This is a genomic window from Actinoplanes sp. NPDC048988, assembly GCF_043197815.1.
Taxonomy (GTDB): domain Bacteria; phylum Actinomycetota; class Actinomycetes; order Mycobacteriales; family Micromonosporaceae; genus Actinoplanes.
In genome coordinates this window covers 1,226,058-1,241,936 of the sequence record NZ_JBICTW010000001.1, presented here as the reverse complement: position 1 = coordinate 1,241,936, position 15,879 = coordinate 1,226,058, and the positions used below count along the sequence as shown (strand labels likewise).

Annotated in this window: 18 protein-coding genes; 9 read left to right on the top strand and 9 right to left on the bottom strand. The window is 71.6% G+C overall.

The features are described 5' to 3' along the window. Window positions 1-11 precede the first annotated feature (11 nt). On the top strand, window positions 12-611 hold the full coding sequence (locus ACGFJ7_RS05585; protein ID WP_360246823.1) for a DNA-3-methyladenine glycosylase I: 600 nt from the start codon (window positions 12-14) through the stop codon (window positions 609-611). Window positions 612-624: 13 nt separating this feature from the next. Next, window positions 625-1,152: a hypothetical protein gene (locus ACGFJ7_RS05580; protein WP_392641038.1), complete on the top strand. Its 528-nt coding sequence runs from the start codon at window positions 625-627 to the stop codon at window positions 1,150-1,152. A gap of 231 nt (window positions 1,153-1,383) precedes the next feature. On the opposite strand, the gene ACGFJ7_RS05575 is transcribed toward ACGFJ7_RS05580, so the two are convergent. From ACGFJ7_RS05575 to ACGFJ7_RS05565, 3 genes are all read right to left on the bottom strand, one after another. Continuing rightward, complete coding sequence (locus ACGFJ7_RS05575; protein ID WP_392641036.1) at window positions 1,384-2,178, bottom strand: S1 family peptidase; 795 nt, start codon at window positions 2,176-2,178, stop codon at window positions 1,384-1,386. A gap of 95 nt (window positions 2,179-2,273) precedes the next feature. Next, window positions 2,274-3,062 carry an enoyl-CoA hydratase-related protein gene (locus ACGFJ7_RS05570; RefSeq protein WP_360246817.1) on the bottom strand — a complete coding sequence of 263 codons (789 nt, stop codon included), beginning with the start codon at window positions 3,060-3,062 and terminating at the stop codon, window positions 2,274-2,276. Further along, the gene (locus ACGFJ7_RS05565; RefSeq protein ID WP_360246815.1) at window positions 3,059-3,868 is read right to left on the bottom strand and encodes a PaaX family transcriptional regulator C-terminal domain-containing protein; all 810 of its coding nucleotides are present in this window, start codon (window positions 3,866-3,868) and stop codon (window positions 3,059-3,061) included. The genes ACGFJ7_RS05570 and ACGFJ7_RS05565 overlap by 4 nt, the downstream gene beginning before the upstream one ends. 259 nt (window positions 3,869-4,127) lie before the next feature. Between ACGFJ7_RS05565 and ACGFJ7_RS05560 the strand changes: the two genes are divergently transcribed. After that, window positions 4,128-4,295, top strand: coding sequence for a DUF3117 domain-containing protein (locus ACGFJ7_RS05560; protein WP_014694782.1), 168 nt, complete (start codon window positions 4,128-4,130; stop codon window positions 4,293-4,295). 77 nt (window positions 4,296-4,372) lie between these two features. After that, a complete protein-coding gene (locus tag ACGFJ7_RS05555; RefSeq protein ID WP_392641034.1) occupies window positions 4,373-5,758 on the top strand; it encodes a leucyl aminopeptidase family protein in 1,386 nt (461 codons plus the stop codon). Here the strand turns inward: ACGFJ7_RS05555 and ACGFJ7_RS05550 are convergent. Continuing rightward, window positions 5,735-6,307 carry an O-methyltransferase gene (locus ACGFJ7_RS05550; protein ID WP_360248229.1) on the bottom strand — a complete coding sequence of 191 codons (573 nt, stop codon included), beginning with the start codon at window positions 6,305-6,307 and terminating at the stop codon, window positions 5,735-5,737. The two genes, ACGFJ7_RS05555 and ACGFJ7_RS05550, sit on opposite strands and share 24 nt — an antisense overlap. Before the next feature lie 294 nt (window positions 6,308-6,601). Between ACGFJ7_RS05550 and ACGFJ7_RS05545 the strand changes: the two genes are divergently transcribed. Beyond that, window positions 6,602-7,870: a trypsin-like peptidase domain-containing protein gene (locus ACGFJ7_RS05545; protein WP_360246811.1), complete on the top strand. Its 1,269-nt coding sequence runs from the start codon at window positions 6,602-6,604 to the stop codon at window positions 7,868-7,870. 111 nt (window positions 7,871-7,981) lie between these two features. After that, window positions 7,982-8,395: a preprotein translocase subunit TatB gene (locus tag ACGFJ7_RS05540; RefSeq protein ID WP_360246809.1), complete on the top strand. Its 414-nt coding sequence runs from the start codon at window positions 7,982-7,984 to the stop codon at window positions 8,393-8,395. A 127-nt stretch (window positions 8,396-8,522) separates the two neighbouring features. Here the strand turns inward: ACGFJ7_RS05540 and ACGFJ7_RS05535 are convergent, their stop codons facing one another. The 3 genes from ACGFJ7_RS05535 to ACGFJ7_RS05525 are packed head-to-tail and all read right to left on the bottom strand — an operon-like array spanning window position 8,523 to window position 11,522. Further along, window positions 8,523-9,671: an Mrp/NBP35 family ATP-binding protein gene (locus ACGFJ7_RS05535; RefSeq protein WP_360246807.1), complete on the bottom strand. Its 1,149-nt coding sequence runs from the start codon at window positions 9,669-9,671 to the stop codon at window positions 8,523-8,525. Window positions 9,672-9,696: 25 nt separating this feature from the next. Then, window positions 9,697-10,239: a DUF1003 domain-containing protein gene (locus ACGFJ7_RS05530; RefSeq protein ID WP_360246805.1), complete on the bottom strand. Its 543-nt coding sequence runs from the start codon at window positions 10,237-10,239 to the stop codon at window positions 9,697-9,699. Further along, window positions 10,236-11,522, bottom strand: coding sequence for a magnesium transporter MgtE N-terminal domain-containing protein (locus tag ACGFJ7_RS05525; protein ID WP_360246803.1), 1,287 nt, complete (start codon window positions 11,520-11,522; stop codon window positions 10,236-10,238). The genes ACGFJ7_RS05530 and ACGFJ7_RS05525 overlap by 4 nt, the downstream gene beginning before the upstream one ends. 27 nt (window positions 11,523-11,549) lie before the next feature. Between ACGFJ7_RS05525 and ACGFJ7_RS05520 the strand changes: the two genes are divergently transcribed. Next, a complete protein-coding gene (locus ACGFJ7_RS05520) occupies window positions 11,550-12,422 on the top strand; it encodes a PhzF family phenazine biosynthesis protein (protein ID WP_360246801.1) in 873 nt (290 codons plus the stop codon). Window positions 12,423-12,426: 4 nt separating this feature from the next. On the opposite strand, the gene ACGFJ7_RS05515 is transcribed toward ACGFJ7_RS05520, so the two are convergent. Then, window positions 12,427-12,924, bottom strand: coding sequence for a hypothetical protein (locus ACGFJ7_RS05515; RefSeq protein WP_360246799.1), 498 nt, complete (start codon window positions 12,922-12,924; stop codon window positions 12,427-12,429). A 9-nt stretch (window positions 12,925-12,933) separates the two neighbouring features. Continuing rightward, entirely contained in the window at window positions 12,934-13,644 is a 711-nt protein-coding gene (locus tag ACGFJ7_RS05510) for an HAD family hydrolase (protein WP_360246797.1), read from the bottom strand. Window positions 13,645-13,781: 137 nt separating this feature from the next. Here ACGFJ7_RS05510 and ACGFJ7_RS05505 point away from each other — a divergent pair, with 137 nt between their 5' ends. Together ACGFJ7_RS05505 and ACGFJ7_RS05500 are read left to right on the top strand one after the other, a co-directional pair. Continuing rightward, window positions 13,782-14,696 carry a DMT family transporter gene (locus ACGFJ7_RS05505; RefSeq protein ID WP_360246795.1) on the top strand — a complete coding sequence of 305 codons (915 nt, stop codon included), beginning with the start codon at window positions 13,782-13,784 and terminating at the stop codon, window positions 14,694-14,696. Between the two features lie 96 nt (window positions 14,697-14,792). Then, window positions 14,793-15,434 carry a hypothetical protein gene (locus tag ACGFJ7_RS05500; protein WP_392641030.1) on the top strand — a complete coding sequence of 214 codons (642 nt, stop codon included), beginning with the start codon at window positions 14,793-14,795 and terminating at the stop codon, window positions 15,432-15,434. Window positions 15,435-15,879: the final 445 nt, after the last annotated feature.

Sequence of the window (15,879 nt, the reverse complement as noted above, 5' to 3'; positions counted from 1 at the left end):
CGGTGGTCGCCATGACAGATGACCCCGGCCTCGTGATCGGCCTGGACGGGCGCGCCCGTTGCTTCTGGGGCGGTTCCAGCCCCGACTACGCGGCCTACCACGACAACGAGTGGGGCAAGCCGGTGCGCGGCGACGACGCGCTCTACGAGCGGCTGTGCCTGGAGGCGTTCCAGTCCGGCCTGTCCTGGATCACCATCCTGCGCAAGCGCCCGGCGTTCCGGGCCGCCTTCGCCGGTTTCTCCATCGACAAGGTGGCCGCCTTCTCCGACGCCGACGCGGCCCGCCTGATGACCGACACCGGCATCGTCCGCAACCGCATGAAGATCGAGGCGGCCATCGCCAACGCCCGCGCCGCCGCCGACCTGCCGGACGGGCTCACGGAGCTGCTCTGGTCGTTCGCCCCCGACCCGCGCCCGGCCCGCCCCAAGACCCGGGCCGACGTCCCGGCCATCACACCGGCGTCCACGGCCATGGCCAAAGATCTCAAGAAGCGCGGCTTCCGCTTCGTGGGCCCCACCACGGCGTACGCGTTGATGCAGGCCACAGGCATGGTCGACGACCACGTGGCCGGTTGTTGGGTCCCACCGCTCACCGCCCACCCCCGCGCATGATGGGATGGAGCCCATGGGTCAGTGGGCGGTGATCATTCCGGCGGACAGGTGGGCCGACGAGCGTTTGTTCCACCACGACACCGTCACGGTGTCGGCGGGCGCGACCGCGGTGGCGGCGGACGACGAGGTGTTACTGGTCGCCGACGGCAACGTGGTGGCTCTGGCCCGAGCCGCCAAACCCCACGGCGACGAGCTGGTGCTGACCTACCTGCGCCGCTCCTTCGACAACCCGCTCCCCGCTCCCACCCTGACCGACGGCGAGATCACCCCGGTCGACCCGGACACGTTCCGCCGCTTCGCGACGGCCCTGGGTGCCGACCCCACCGGCCCGCACCGCCCCACGTGGCTGGTCAGCGTGGCGCTCCCCATCGAGGCGACAACCCCCGCCGAGGCCGTACGCCAGTTCTGGTCCCACGTCCTCGAGCTGGGCCCCGCCGAGCTCCCCACCTACGTCTGGCCTTCCGGCGACGAACTGGCCATGCAGGCCTTCGTCCTGGGCGCCGAGGCCAACCAGGACCCCGAAGAAGAAGACGAAGACTGAGCTGCTGGCCTCGCTTCGCTCGGCGGGCACTTCGCCCCTAGAGGTCGTTGTCGAGGACACCAAAAAGCACCTCGGCTACGCCTCGTACTTTTCGGCGCCCTCGACAACGACGGGCGAAGCGCTGGCTGGCCTCGCTTCGCTCGGCGGGCACTTCGCCCCCAGAGGTCGTTGTCGACGGGCGAAGCGCGATTTGGGTCGCGGTCGAACCGCGGGGTCGGGCAAGCCCTCGGCTCAGCCGCCCAGGGAGGTGGCGGCGGAGCGGATCGCGGACGCGAAGTAGCTGACCTGGGTGTAGACGCCCGGCTTGTTCGGGCGGGCGCAACCGTCGCCCCAGCTGACGATGCCGACCTGGATCCAGGCGTTGTTGGCGTCGCGGCGGAACATCGGGCCGCCCGAGTCGCCCTGGCAGGTGTCGACGCCGCCGGAGGTGTAGCCGGCGCAGATCTCGTCGGTGGCGATGATTTCGCCGCCGTACATGGACGAGGAGTTGCATGTGGTGTCGCTGACGAACGGGACCGTGGCTTTCAGCATGTAGCGCTGCTGCGAGCCGCCTTCGCTGGCCGCGCCCCAGCCGGCGATCGTGAAGGTGCCCGAGTCGTACGCCGTGGTCGTCGCGATGGGCAGGGTGGCCAGGCCGGTGATGGGGCTGGACAGGCGGATCAGGGCCCAGTCCTTGCCGGAGCCGGTGTATCCGGGTGCGCGGTAGACGTAGTTCGACTTGCGCGTGATTTTGCTGGTGGAGTTCAGGTCGACCACCCCGGCGGTCGCCGTGATCGAGGTGTTGGTGCCGGTGCGGCTCACGCAGTGGGCCGCGGTGAGAACCAGCGTCGGGCTGTAGAGGGCGCCGCCGCAGCCCATCGACAGCCGCACCATGAACGGGAACTCACCCTGCGCGGCGCGCGTGCCGCCGACGACGGACGGTGCCGGGTCGGCCGACGCCGCGGCGGCCGGGGACGCGATCGCGCCGCCGGCCGCCATGGTCAGCGCGGCCATCGCCGCGCCGAAGAAGATCCGCCACTTGACCATTCGGTCCTCCCACGGGGTACGCGCGCCCGGTAGGACGCGTCAGGAGGAGCCTACGTATCGATACCTATGAATGTGACGATCCCAAATGGGTAATATCAGCGGCCTTCGAAGGCGGGCTTCTGCTTGGCTACGAAGGCGTTGACCGCGTTCTTGTGGTCGGCCGTCGCCCCGCAGATGGCCTGGGCCTGCGCCTCGGCCGCCAGCGCGTCCGACAGCGTGCCGGCGTCGCCGATCGAGAGCTCGCGCTTGATCGCCCCGTAGGCCACCGTCGGACCGGCCGCGAGCCGCGCCGCCAGCTCCTGGGCGACCGGCAGCACCTGCTCGTCGTCCTCGGTCAGACGCGAGAGCAGGCCCATCTGGTACGCGGCCTCGGCCCGTACCGGCTCGGCCAGCAGCAGCAGCTCCAGCGCCCGCGCGTGCCCCACGATCCGCGGCAGCGACCACGAGACCCCGCTGTCGCCGGCCAGGCCCACGTTGGCGAACGCCATCAGGAAGCCCGTCTTCGGCCCGCCGATCCGGAAGTCGGCCAGCAGGGCCAGCGAGGCGCCCGCGCCGGCGGCCATGCCCCGCACCGCGGCCACCACCGGCTTGGGCATGCTGGCCAGCCGCTGCGCGATCGGGTTGTAGTGCACCCGGACGGTGTCCAGGTCGGTGCGCCCCGACTCCAGCTGCTCGGCGTGCTCGCGCAGGTCCTGGCCCACGCAGAAGGCCGTGCCGGCCCCGGCCAGCACGATCGCCCGGCAGGACTTGTCCGACTCCAGGGAGGCCAGCGTGTCCCGCAGCGCTTCCTTGAGGTCCACATCGAGGGCGTTCATCGCCGACGGCCGGTTGAGCGTGAGGGTGACCACCGCGTCGCTGCGGTCGACCAGCAGGGAGTCTGTCATGAGTCTGAGAATCCCACACGGGAGCGAGTCACGGACTGCAGGCAACGTTCCACATAGCGGTCGGCCGCGGGGCGCAGCCGGGCCGCGTGCCGGTCGAAGAAGCCGGCCGCGCTCGTGCCCGGCCAGGGTGCCGGCAGCAGGGAGGTGGGCAGCTGAGGGTCGCGGAACAGGAACGAGCGCCACGAGTGGACCAGGCGGAAGCGGGCCGCGTACGCCTCCTCGTCGCTGCTCCGGGCGTTCACCGTGGTCACCACCGGTCGCAGGTCGGACACGAAGTCCTCGTAGGAGCGGGCCAGCTCGGGCAGGTCCCACGCCTTGCCGACGACCTCGGCCGCGCCCGGGGAGCCGGCCGCGTGGGCGGCGCTGAACCGCTCGTACGGCACCCCGGCGTCGGTCAGCACCGTGTCCGCCTCCTCGACGGCCCGGGGCGCGACCCACGCGTGCTCGCCCAGCGACCCGTAGCCGAGGTAGGCCAGCCGGGCGGCGTCCCGCTTGGCCAGCGGGCCGTGCAGCAGGATCAGGTCGAATTTGCCGTCCCAGCTCACCCGCCCGGTCCGGTAGATTCGCGCCCCCGCCTCGTCGAGTCGCCGGGCGGCTTTCGGGGTCAGGAGATATCCCGGTCCTGAGACCAATCGCATAGGGTGCAACCAGCCTTGGCGCACCATGCGGGACACCGCGGTGCGCACAGCGGGAGGAGCGATGCCGAGTGGCGCGAGCAGCTTGACCAGGGCCGCGACCGGCGCACGGCCCCCTCGGGGACGGAGGTAGTCGCCGTACAGGTCGAAGAGTGCGGACCGCGCCTGCATGACCGCACATTGTGACAGCCCAAAAGACGATATGCTAGACGCTGTCACATCCGCCCGGGCTGGGTTTGGGTTCGCCGGTGTTCATCAGGGAAAATGTTTGATCGGCACGGTGGGCCGCTCTGCGTGATGACGCGCAAAGGCCCCTCGGCCGCCGGTCGGATACGAGGTACCACGTCACGTGGGGCTGAGCACGTGACCGTTGACAAGTGGCTGTGGGGTAACCCACCGACACCCTGATGTGGGTCTGAGGGGAGACAAGATGGCGGCGATGAAGCCGCGGACGGGCGATGGTCCGCTGGAGGTCACCAAGGAGGGTCGGGGCATCGTCATGCGTGTCCCGCTGGAAGGTGGTGGCCGTCTCGTCGTTGAGATGACTCCGGACGAGGCCAGCGCGCTGGGTGACGCGTTGAAGTCGATCGCCGGCTGACGTTTCACGCGAGCCCGCCGGTACGGTACCGCCCGTACCGGCGGGCTTTCCACGTCTTCGAGAAAGGTCATGCTCCCGTGTTTCCGATCCGGCTGACCGACCGCCTCGACGACGGCCTGACCCGCGTGGTGCCGATCGGCTCGTCGGGTCCACTGTCGCACGTCGACGGCGCCCTCGGTGACGAGATTGCCGCTCTGGGTGACCGTCCCGATCCGCTGATCGTCCTGCGCCGGCCGCTGAGCCGTCCGGCGAAAGTCCTCCTGGCCGACGTACGCCCCGGCTGGCGTGCCGCCGGCGCGGCCATCGTCCGGCAGGCGGGCGACGAGCCGCTGCAGATCCTCGTCGACGAGGACGTCCGCGACCTCGCCGAGGGCCTCTGGCTCGGCGGCTACCGCTATCGCGACGCCCGCGAGGAACCCCGCACGGCCCCGATCGATCTGGTCACGACCAGGCCTGAGGTGTACGCCCGGAGCCTGGCCCAGGCGCAGATCGCGGCCCGCGCCACCTGGCTGGCGCGCGACCTCACCAACACACCGTCGAACCTGAAGATCCCGGACTGGTTCGCCGAGGAGATCTCCGGCGCGTCCGCCCGGCGGCCCGGCGTCGAGGTACGTGTCCACGCCGGCCCCGGCATCGAGCGCTTCGGCGGCCTGCGCGCCGTCGGCGGCGGCTCCAAGTGGCGCCCGTGCATGGTCGAGATGACCTGGCGGCCGCCCGGCGCGACCACCCACGTGGTGCTGGTCGGCAAGGGCATCACGTTCGACAGCGGCGGCCTCTCGGTGAAGACCCGCGAGGGCATGAAGCGGATGAAGAACGACATGGCCGGCGCGGCCGCGGTGGCCGCGGCCACGCTCGCCGCGGCCGACCTTGGACTGCGGGTACGGATCACCGCCCTGATGCCGCTGGCCGAGAACGCGATGAGCGGCTCCGCGTTCCGCCCCGGCGACGTGATCACCCAGTACGACGGCAGCACCACCGAGACCACCAACTCCGACGCCGAGGGCCGCCTGGTGCTGGCCGACGCGCTCGGCTACGCGGTCGAGGGCCTCGATCCCGACGTGATCGTCGACCTGGCCACCCTGACCGGCTCGCAGAAGGTCGCGCTGGGCCCCGAGATCTCCGCCCTCTTCACCGAGAACGACGAGCTGGCCGGCGCCCTGCGGGCGGCCGGTGAGCGGGCCGGGGAGAAGATGTGGCGGATGCCACTGCCGGCCGAATACCGCGACCTGCTCCGCAGCGACGTGGCCGACCGGCACAGTTCGCCCACGGGCGGCCCCGGCGCCGTCGTGGCCGCCCTGTTCCTGCGTGACTTCCTCGGGCCGTACGCGAACCGCTGGGCTCACGTGGACATGGCCGCACCGGCCTGGAGCGACACCGAGGAGCCGGCGACCCGGCGCGGCGCGACCGGCTGGGGCACCCGGACTCTGCTGCGCTACCTCTCAGCGCTTGACGGCGGTCAGTAACCCGCCGCCGGACGGGATCACCGCGGGGATCCACTCCTCGGACTCGCGCACCGAGCGGACCGTCTCGCGGATGGTGAGCGTGTCGACGTCGCGGGCCGACGGGTCGGCGATCCGGCCGCCGGCCAGCACGCCGTTGATCACAAGCGCGCCGCCCGGGCGCAGCAGCCGCAGCGCCTCGTCGGCGCAGGCACCGAACTCGGTCGGGTCGGCGTCGACGAAGACCAGGTCGTACGCCCCGTCGGCGAGCCGGGGCAGCACGTCGAGCGCCCGCCCGGTGATGATCCGGGTGCGCGACGCCGCGAATCCGGCCTCGACGAAGATCCGCCGGGCGATCCGCTGGTGCTCGTTCTCGACGTCGATGGTGGTCAGCACCCCGTCCGCCCGCATGCCCCGCAACAGCCAGACACCGCTCACACCCGTACCCGTGCCGATCTCCACCACCGCCTTGGCGCTGCCCGCGGCAGCCAGCAGGCGCAGCACGGACCCGGCGGCCGGGGTGACGCTGAACAGGCCGAGCTCGTGGGCAAGGCTGCGCGCGGTCTGGAGCACGATGTCCTCGTCCGCGTACGCCTCGGCGAACTGGGAACCGTTGGTGGCCGGCTGGGGACCGATGGAGCGGGCTGACGGGACGATGACGAACCTCCGGAACGGACTGCTGATGCGCATAAAGAGTATTCGCCTTCAGTCCGTTTTGGGGCGGCGGGCGGGGCGGTCGGATGGAAACGATCGTCCTCTAGCACGCAGCCGGGCGTCGATGGGATAAAAGGGCCGGGGAGAGGCAGTGCGAGGGATCCGTGTCATTCTGGAGGGGGAGCCGGGCGGAACATGAGTGGAGGCACCGACGTGACCGACGGTTGGAACGCGCGTCCCACTCCGCCGCCTGCCAATGGTCAGCCACCCTCGCCCTGGGGGTCCGACGCGCTGTGGTCCGGGTCGATGGCCGACCCGTGGCGCGACCCGTACGCTCCGGCCGCCGTCGTCGTGCCGAGCGGCCCGCAGACCCCCGGCCCGCCTCCGGAGCCGGTCACCGACCCGGACGCGCCCCGTCGTTCGTACACCCCAATTCTCTTGATCTGCCTGGTCACCGCGCTGCTCGCGGGTGGCCTGGGCGGCACGCTGGGTTATGTCTTCGCCGTGCGCGGCGGGGTCGGCGGCGGTGCCTCGTCCAGCCTGGGCGCGCCGGCCGAGGACGCCCCGGCGGCGGCCAACCGGGCGCCCGACTCGCTGGCCGGCGTGGCCAAGAAGGTGCTGCCCAGCGTGGTGACGGTCCGGGTGACCGGCGCGATCGGCTCCGGCTTCGTGGTGTCCAAGGACGGCTACGTGATCACCAACGACCACGTGGTCGAGGGCGCCGACGACGACACCATGTCGGTCGCGTTCAGCGACGGCTCGACGGCCGGGGCCAAGGTGGTCGGCCGCGATCCCGAGTCCGACATCGCCGTGATCAAGGTCGCCAAGTCCAACCTCACGCCGGTCGCCATCGGCAACTCCGACTCGCTCGCGGTGGGCGACCCGGTGCTCGCCTTCGGATCGCCGCTGGCTCTGGTCAACACGGTCACCGCCGGCATCGTCAGCGCGCTCGACCGGGCCATCGAGGCGGGCGGCGAGTCGGGTGGCACGACCCGGTACTACGCGGCCATCCAGACCGACGCCGCGGTCAACCAGGGCAACTCCGGCGGCCCGCTGGTGAACGCGGCCGGTCAGGTGGTCGGGGTCAACTCGGTGATCCGTTCGGTCGGCGGCACCGAGACCGAGGCCGGCAACATCGGCCTGGCCTTCGCCATCCCGATCAACCAGGCCCGCCGGGTGGCCGGTGACATCATCGACACCGGCAAGGCCCGGCGTACGGTGATCGGCGCCGAGGTCGCCACCGGCGGCACCAGCGCGACCGGCGCCCGGCTGCGCTCGGTCGAGCCCTCGGGCCCGGCCGCCACCGCCGGCCTCAAGGCGGGCGACGTGGTCACCAAGATCGACGGTCACGCGGTCGAGGACGGCACCGACCTGATCGCCCTCGTGCGCAAGTACGCTCCCGATTCGACCGTCTCGGTGGAGTACCGTCGCGGCACCAAGACCCAGACGGCCTCCGTGACATTGGTCGCGGACTCCAACTAGAGGGTTTGTCCTGCCGGTCACGTGGGAGCGACAGGACAAACCCTCGCTCGGGACTGCCACCCGACAGGTTCCGTGCGTAGGCTGGGCGCGGAGACAAGGGAGGCAGCCCTCATGTTCGAAAACCTGAACTGGTGGGAGATCGGCGCGCTGCTGTTGCTCGCGCTGCTGATCTTCGGCGAGCGGCTTCCGAAGGTCATCGGCGACGGCATGCGCATGCTGCGCGGCCTGCGCGCCATGGCGCAGAACGCGACGAGCGACCTCAACCGCGAGCTCGGCACCGACCTGCAGCTGCAGGACCTTCACCCTAAGGCGTTCATCCGCAAGCACCTGATCAGCGAGGACGAGGAAGCGGCGATCCGCAAGCCGCTGCAGGGCCTCCTCGAGGACGTGAAGTCCGACCTGAGCGGCGTGCGGAGCGACCTGGCCGACGTGGCCGACGCCGCCGACATCAAGAAAGCGCCCTCGGCCCCGTCGGTTTCACCGGCGGCACCGAAGGCGCGAACCTTGGACCTGGACGCTACTTAGCTGGCTGGCTCCGCTTCGCTCCGCGGGCGATTGCCTTGTAACCGGTGAGATGGCAGGCGATTTTCCGCCACCCGCAAACCCCGCGGGCGTCGAAAAACCGCCTGCCATCTCACCGGCGGCGATCGCGTTACTTCTTGGCCATGACCGAGAGGCTCAGCGGCTTGCCGATCAGGGAGTCGCGGCGGACGGCCAGCTTGGCGGCGACGGCGTCGAGGGCCTTGGCCGCCGGCGCGTCGGGGGCGGCCAGCACGATCGGGTCGCCGGCGTCGCCCGCCTCGCGGACCCGGGTGTCCAGCGGCACCTGACCCAGCAGCGGCACCGAGGCGCCGATCGAGGTGGTCAGCGAGTCGGCCACGGTCTGCCCGCCGCCCGCGCCGAACACCTCCATGCGCGAGCCGTCCGGCAGCTCCAGCCAGGACATGTTCTCCACGACGCCGATGACCCGCTGGTGGGTCTGCAGGGCGATCGCCCCGGCCCGCTCGGCCACCTCGGCCGCGGCCGCCTGCGGGGTGGTGACGACCAGGATCTCCGCGTTCGGCAGGAGCTGGGCCAGCGAGATCGCCACGTCGCCGGTGCCCGGCGGCAGGTCGAGCAGCAGCACGTCGAGGTCGCCCCAGTAGACGTCGGCCAGGAACTGCTGCAGCGCGCGGTGCAGCATCGGGCCGCGCCACACCACTGCCGCGTTGCCGGCGGTGAACATGCCGATCGAGATCACCTTCACGCCGTGCGACTGCGGCGGCATGATCATCTCTTCGACCCGGGTCGGGCGGGCCTCGACGCCCAGCATGCGCGGCACCGAGTGGCCGTAGATGTCGGCGTCGATCACACCCACCGACAGGCCCCGCTTGGCCAGGGCGGCCGCCAGGTTGACGGTGACGCTGGACTTGCCGACACCGCCCTTGCCGCTGGCCACGGCGTACACCCTCGTGCGAGAGCCGGGCTGGGCGAACGGAATGACCGGTTCCGCCGAAGCGGAACCACCGCGCAGCGTGGTCTGCAGCGCCTTGCGCTGCTCCTCGGACATCACACCGAAATCGATGCTCACCGAGGAGATGCCGGGGATCTTCGTCAGGGCGGCGGTGATGTCGTTGTTCAGCTTGTCGCGCAGCGGGCAGCCGGCCACGGTGAGCAGCAACTCGACCCGGACCGAGCCGTCGGCGACAGTGAAGCCCTTGACCATGCCGAGTTCGGTGATCGGGCGGCGGATCTCGGGGTCGTCGACCGTGGCCAGAGCGGCCTGAATCGCGTCCTCGATGGTGGAGGCGGGAGCGGACATGGATGCCATGCTACGTCGCTCCTTACTAGTGCTCCGCCTCCCACTCCTTGCGGTCGTCCTCCCACTCCTGCCGCGCCCGCTTGTCCCGGCGGTGTGCCGCCTCGTCCAGTTCGTCGGCCAGCCGGGCCAGTTCCGAGCGCAGGAAGTCGCGGGTCGCGACCTCGCCCAGGGCGATCCGCAGCGAGGCGATCTCCCGGGCCAGATATTCGGTGTCGGCCTTCTGCATGGCGGCCCGCCGCCGGTCCTCCTCCATCGCCAGCCGGTCCCGGTCGGTCTGCCGGTTCTGCGCGAGCAGGATCAGCGGCGCCGCGTACGACGCCTGCAACGACAAGATCAAGGTCAGGAACGTGAACGTGTACGGGTCGAAGCGCAGGTTCGCCGGCGCCAACGTGTTCCACAGGAACCAGACCCCGATGACCAGCGTCATCCACACGATGAACTGCGCCGTGCCCATGTAGCGGGCGATGTTCTCCGACCACTGCCCGAACGCCTCCGGGTTGAACCGGGGCAGCCGCACCCGTCCCGGCTCGACGGGCTGATCCAGGCGGTCCCGCCGAGGCTCCGTCACAGCGTGACCTCGTCCGTCTCATCGGTGCCCAGACTGTCCCGCTCGCGCCAGTCCCGCGGCAGCGAGTGGTCGAGCACGTCGTCCACGGTCACCGCGCCGACCAGCCGGTGCGTCGAGTCGATCACCGGCATCGCCACCAGGTCGTACGTCGCCATCCGTTTGATGATCTCGGCGAGGCTCGCGTCGGGACGCAGAGGCTCGATGTCGTTGTCCACGATCCCGCCCAGGATCGACGCCGGGGCCTCGCGCAGCAGCCGCTGGAAATGCACCATGCCCAGGTATTTCCCACTCGGCGTGGCCGACGGCGCCCGCGCGACGAAAACCTGCGCGGCGACCACCGGGGAGAGCTCCGGCTCCCGGATGCGGGCCAGCGCCTCGGCCACCGTCGTGTCCGGGGTGAGGATCACCGGCTCCGAGGTCATCACGCTGCCGGCCGTGCCCGGGCGGTAGTTCATCAGCTGCCGGACCGGCGCCGCCTCCTCCGGCTCCATCAGGTCGAGCAGCACTGTCTGCTCGGCCTGGGGCAGCTCGGCCAGCAGGTCGGCCGCGTCGTCCGGATCCATGCGTTCCAGTACGTCGGCGGCGCGCTCCCGGTCGAGCCGGACCAGGATCTCCACCTGATCGTGCTCGGGCAGCTCCTCCAGCACGTCGGCCAGCGTCCGGTCGCTGAGCGCGGCCGCGACCTCGTTTCGGCGGGCGTCCGGTAGGTCCTGCAACGCGTTCGCCATGTCGGCCGGGCGCATCTGCTCGAGCAGCGCCAGCAGGTTGGAGGTCCCCTGCGTGTCGGTGGGGCCCACGAGCCCGCGCACCCGTTCGTACTCGGCCTGGAAGACGTGCCCGCGGCGGGTCAGCCGCCCGGTGTGCTCCCGCACGGCGACCCGGGTGACCAGCCACTCGTTGTTGCGGTTGAGATCCATTCCGATGTCCACGACCGTGCCCGGCGTGGCCGGGCCCTCGCCGTGCTCGGGCACCACCTCGACCCGGCGGTCGAGCAGCTCCTCGATGACGAGCAGCTCGTTGGGCCGTTTCTCGAACCGCCGCAGGTTGAGACTGCCGCTGCTGAGCACGACGTTCTCGGCGTCCATCGACGTCACCCGCCCGATCGGCAGGAAGATCCGCCGGCGCAGCGCCATCTCCGCCACCAGTCCCACGACCTGAGGCGGCCGGGTCGTGGTGCGCAGGCGGACCACGCCGTCGCGTACCCGCCCGACCCGGTCCCCGTTGGGGTCGAACACGGGCAGACCGGCGAGGCGGGCCACATAAACCCTCGTCCCCATGGTCACGCCTTCAGCCTAGGTTAGGGTCCGGACATGTCAGGTGTGGCGTACGAGATCGTGGACGTATTCACCGATCGCCCGTTCGCGGGCAATCCACTCGCGGTCGTCTACGGCGCGGACCGTCTCGCCGCAGATCAGATGCACACTCTGGCCCGCGAGTTCAACCTGTCCGAGACCGTGTTCGTGCTCCCGCCCACCGACCCTACGGCCACCTATCGTGTGCGGATCTTCACTCCGGAGTCGGAGATCCCGTTCGCGGGTCACCCGAGCGTGGGCGCCGCGGTGACCTCGATGCGCCGGGGCCTGTTCCCGGCCGGCGACGTGACCCAGGAGTGCGGCGCCGGCCTGCTGCCGATCACGGTGACGTCACACGGCGAGGCCACGCTGACCGGCGGCAAGCCGTCGCTGGGCGCTCCCGTGCCGGTCGAGCACCTGCTGGCCGTCACCGGCCTCACGGCCGAGGACCATGCGGGCGGTGCGGCACGGTGGGCCGGGTGCGGCTTGGATTGGGTGGTTTTCCCCGTACGCCGGGAAGCGCTGGCCAAAATCCGCATCGACCCCCACGCCGCCGAGTCACACGGCATCAGCGACCTCAGCGTGGTGGCCTGGGATCCGGAGACGGCGGAGGCCCACAGCCGCGTCTTCATCCCCGGCGGCGCGGTCCCGGAGGACCCGGCCACGGGGTCGGCGGCGCTGGCCCTGGGCGTGTGGCTGGTCGACGCCGGCCTGCTCCCCGCCGACGGCATCTGGTCGTACCGCATCCACCAGGGCATCGAGATGAAACGCCCGTCGCGGCTGGACTGCACGGTCACGGCCCTCGCCGGCGCGGCCACTGCGGCCACCGTCGCCGGCCACGTGTGGCCGGTCGCGGCCGGCGAGATCGCCGTACCACCGTTCGTCGGCTGACGGGTCAGCGCTTGCGGACCTTGTGCAGGCGGAACGGGCGGGTCACCTCGACCCGGGCCGGGGTCTCGCGGGGTGGCGCGGCGCCGGAGTCCTTGGGCAGGTCCGGGCGGCTGAGCGGGGCCTGGCCGGGCGCCGGCGTCAGCCGTACGACCGCGCAGCCCGTCTCCGCCCATCGGGCCACCACCTGCTCGGCGGTGCCCGAGGCGTTCAGGCGTTTGACCGCGAGCTGCGGCGCGACCGTCTCCCACTCCTCGCTGCCCGGCGTCAGCCGCGTCACTGTCGCCTCGGTGACCAGGATCAGGCCGCCGTTGTCGCCGCGCAGCCGCACGGTCGCCCGGGTCGCCTCGGCCAGCCCGGGCGCGAACTGCTCGCCGGGGCCGCTGACCACGATCAGCGTGCCCTCCAGCGGCAGGCACCAGAGCGCCAGCGCCGGCCCGTCCCCGACCGAGATCCAGGCCAGCGCCGCTTTCTTCAGGGCCTCGTCGAGCAGCGGTGAAGTCACCGCGTCATCCTAAGCGGCCGCGGGCTGTGAGACCCGGGCCTGATCGACCAGCCCGACGATCTCGGTCAGCGAGCGGACCGTACGGCCGGCGAAGTTCGTGTCGGCGTCGAAGGTGAGGTGGTTGGCCAGGTCGGGAGCGGCCAGCCGGACGGGCGTCATGCCCACCGCCGCGGCGCCGGTCAGTTCGTGGCTGCCGCCGTCACCGACGTACAGGCAATCGCTCGGCTGGACGCCGAGCTCGTCGCACGCCGCCAGGTAGATCTGCGGGTCGGGCTTACAGATTCCCAGCCGTACGGAGTAGATCGTCGCGTCCAGCAGCGGCGCCACCGGGAGGCTCGGCAGGAAGGCGGGCAGCTCATGTGTGCAGTCACTGATCACCGCCGTGGACAGGCCGCGGCGCTTGATCGCGGCGAGGGCGCTGACCGCGTCGTCGCGCAGCCGGGTGTCGGCCTTGAGCGCCCTGATCCGGGCCGGCACGCCGGCTCGCACCTGGTCGGTCAGGGGGCGGCCACCGGCCTGCTCGATCACCCATCGTAGGGTGGCTTCCGCGGAGCCGTACCGGCCCCGGGCGCGTGCCCGGAACGTCCGGTCCAGCACCCCGCGGACCGCTTCCGGATCGGCGCCGAGGGCCCGGGCGATCTCGGCGTGCTGAGGTCCGCGCTGGACCGAGCGGGTGAGTGTGCCGAAAAAGTCAAACACGACCGCACGGTATGCGGGCATGGTAAATCAGCCTCCGAGGCATCAGGGGTTCAAAGGGGTCATGCGAAACCTCGGTGACTGTAACGACAGCGTCACTCTCAGTTCAATAGGTGTCAATGAACTGTGGTGTACAAGTCCGCAAGAAGCGACGGCCGGGGATGAATAAGCCCTCATCGCGCGTGAACGGGTCGGTTGCCGCGCTGGCCGTCGCCGTCCTCGCGGTGTCCTCGTCGGCGCCGCTGATCGCCTTCGCGGCCGCTCCGGCCCTGGCCATCGCCTTCTGGCGCAACTTCCTGGCGACGGTTGCGCTGACACCCATCACGTACGGGCCCCGGCGCTCCGAGATCAGGGGCGCGTCCCGCCGGTCCGTGCTCTTCGGCGTGCTGGCCGGAGTGGCGCTGGCCGCGCACTTCGCCACCTGGATGCCGAGCGTGCAGCTGGGCTCGGTGGCCACCGCGACGGCGCTGGTCGCCACGCAGCCGGTGTGGCAGGGCCTGATCGCCCTGGCCCAGGGCCGCCGCCCCTCGGCGGCCGGATGGGCCGGCATCGTGCTGGCCGTGGCCGGCGCGGCCTGGGCCACGGGCGCCGACGTCGGCGTTTCCGGGCAGGCGGTTCTGGCCGACGTGCTGGCCCTGTTCGGCGCGATCTTCGCGGCCGCCTACACCGCGCTCGGCGAGCAGGCGCGGGCGACGTTGAGCACGACCACGTACACCTGGATCTGTTACGGCGTCTGCGCCGTACTGCTCCTGATCGTCTGCCTGGTCTCCGGCGTTCAGCTCGGCGGCTACGACGCGCACACCTGGGCCGCGATCCTCGCCCTGGTCGTCGGGGCCCAGCTGCTGGGTCACTCGATGTTCAACTACGCCCTGCAGCGCACGTCGGCCACCACGGTCAGCGTCCTGATCCTGCTGGAAGTGCCGGGAGCCGCCCTGCTCGCCTGGCTCTGGCTGGGGCAGACGCCGCGCCCGGCCGCGCTGCCGGGACTGGTGCTTCTCCTGCTCGGCGTGGCCGTGGTCATCCTCGGCGCCACCCGGGCCACCCGCCCCACCGTCGATCCGGCGCTGACCGACTGAGATTCCCTGAATGCGCGGTTCGCGGCTTTCGGTCGTTGAGCCCTGCGGGTCTCGCCTGGCGGGCAGCGCCGGGCCGGGGTAGAGAGGGGGAATGCGATGTACCGCGCTCGATTCCTGGCCGGACTGGCAGCGACGGTCGGGGCGATCCTCATGATCGCCGGATGCGGCGATCAGCCGGAGGATCAGCCGGTGGACCGCCCGGGCCTGACCGGCGGCTGGAGCACGGCCGGCTGCGAATTCCACCGCCGAGCCGAACACGTGCCGGTGGCCGGCCTGCTCATGCCGGCCACCCCGGCCAAACTGGAAGCCGCGATGGACCGCATCGACCGCGGCGGCCGGACCGAGTTCGCCGACAGCTACGCCGGCCTCGAGGTCGACCAGCAGCGGGTACGGGCGATCGTCTACCGCGTGCCGTCGGCGGCCTTCGACCAGTTCATCCGCCGCGCCGCCGAGGACGCCTGCATCGTCGTCCGCGACGCCGACCATTCCGCAACCGACCTGGCCTTCTGGCACGACCGGGTACTGGCCGACATCCAGTTCTGGAGCCACCGGGGCATCCGCCTGGTCTCCATCGGAGCCCGCCACGACGGCACCGGCCTCGAAATCGGCACCCGCGACCTCGACCGAGCCCGCCTCGAACTGCCGGCCCGCTACGGCGCCCGAGCCCCCCTGCTGTTCATCGAGGAGGGCCCGATCCATCCCCTACGGAGCCCCACCGCAAAGCCCCACCCCAACTGATCCTGCTCCGCCCCCGTGCCCGGCAAAGTTCCACCCCACGCCGAAGGCCGCCGCCTCCCCGAGCCGGGCACGCGCGCGGAGCCCCTGCCGTCCGCCGTCCTCTCCCGCGGCGTTCCGCCATTCCGCCCGCAGTCACGCCTAGCGCCCCCGCGCCCGGGTGGAGTCATGCCCTCGTCGCCCGCCCCTCGTCGCCCGCCCCTCGTCGCCCGCCCCTGGTCCATCGCCGCTCGCGCCATCGCCCCTCGCGCCATCGCGCCTCGCGCCATCGCGCCTCGCGCCATCGCGCCTCGCGCCATCGCGCCTCGCGCCATCGCGCCTCGCGCCATCGCCCCTCGCGCCATCGCGCCGCCGCCGCTCGCGCCATCGCCCTTCACCTCGCCCCGCGCCCCGCGCCTCGCCCCGCGCCTCGGCCTCGTGCCTCACCTCGCGCCGCGCGCCTTGCCCG

Coding starts and splice junctions, on each gene's coding strand:
- ACGFJ7_RS05500 (WP_392641030.1), top strand. CDS start 14,793: ATGTACCGCGCTCGATTCCTGGCCGGACTGGCAGCGACGGTCGGGGCG.
- ACGFJ7_RS05570 (WP_360246817.1), bottom strand. CDS start 3,062: ATGACAGACTCCCTGCTGGTCGACCGCAGCGACGCGGTGGTCACCCTC.
- ACGFJ7_RS05580 (WP_392641038.1), top strand. CDS start 625: ATGGGTCAGTGGGCGGTGATCATTCCGGCGGACAGGTGGGCCGACGAG.
- ACGFJ7_RS05585 (WP_360246823.1), top strand. CDS start 12: ATGACAGATGACCCCGGCCTCGTGATCGGCCTGGACGGGCGCGCCCGT.
- ACGFJ7_RS05565 (WP_360246815.1), bottom strand. CDS start 3,868: ATGCAGGCGCGGTCCGCACTCTTCGACCTGTACGGCGACTACCTCCGT.
- ACGFJ7_RS05540 (WP_360246809.1), top strand. CDS start 7,982: ATGTTCGAAAACCTGAACTGGTGGGAGATCGGCGCGCTGCTGTTGCTC.
- ACGFJ7_RS05510 (WP_360246797.1), bottom strand. CDS start 13,644: ATGCCCGCATACCGTGCGGTCGTGTTTGACTTTTTCGGCACACTCACC.
- ACGFJ7_RS05505 (WP_360246795.1), top strand. CDS start 13,782: ATGAATAAGCCCTCATCGCGCGTGAACGGGTCGGTTGCCGCGCTGGCC.
- ACGFJ7_RS05575 (WP_392641036.1), bottom strand. CDS start 2,178: ATGGTCAAGTGGCGGATCTTCTTCGGCGCGGCGATGGCCGCGCTGACC.
- ACGFJ7_RS05535 (WP_360246807.1), bottom strand. CDS start 9,671: ATGTCCGCTCCCGCCTCCACCATCGAGGACGCGATTCAGGCCGCTCTG.
- ACGFJ7_RS05560 (WP_014694782.1), top strand. CDS start 4,128: ATGGCGGCGATGAAGCCGCGGACGGGCGATGGTCCGCTGGAGGTCACC.
- ACGFJ7_RS05520 (WP_360246801.1), top strand. CDS start 11,550: ATGTCAGGTGTGGCGTACGAGATCGTGGACGTATTCACCGATCGCCCG.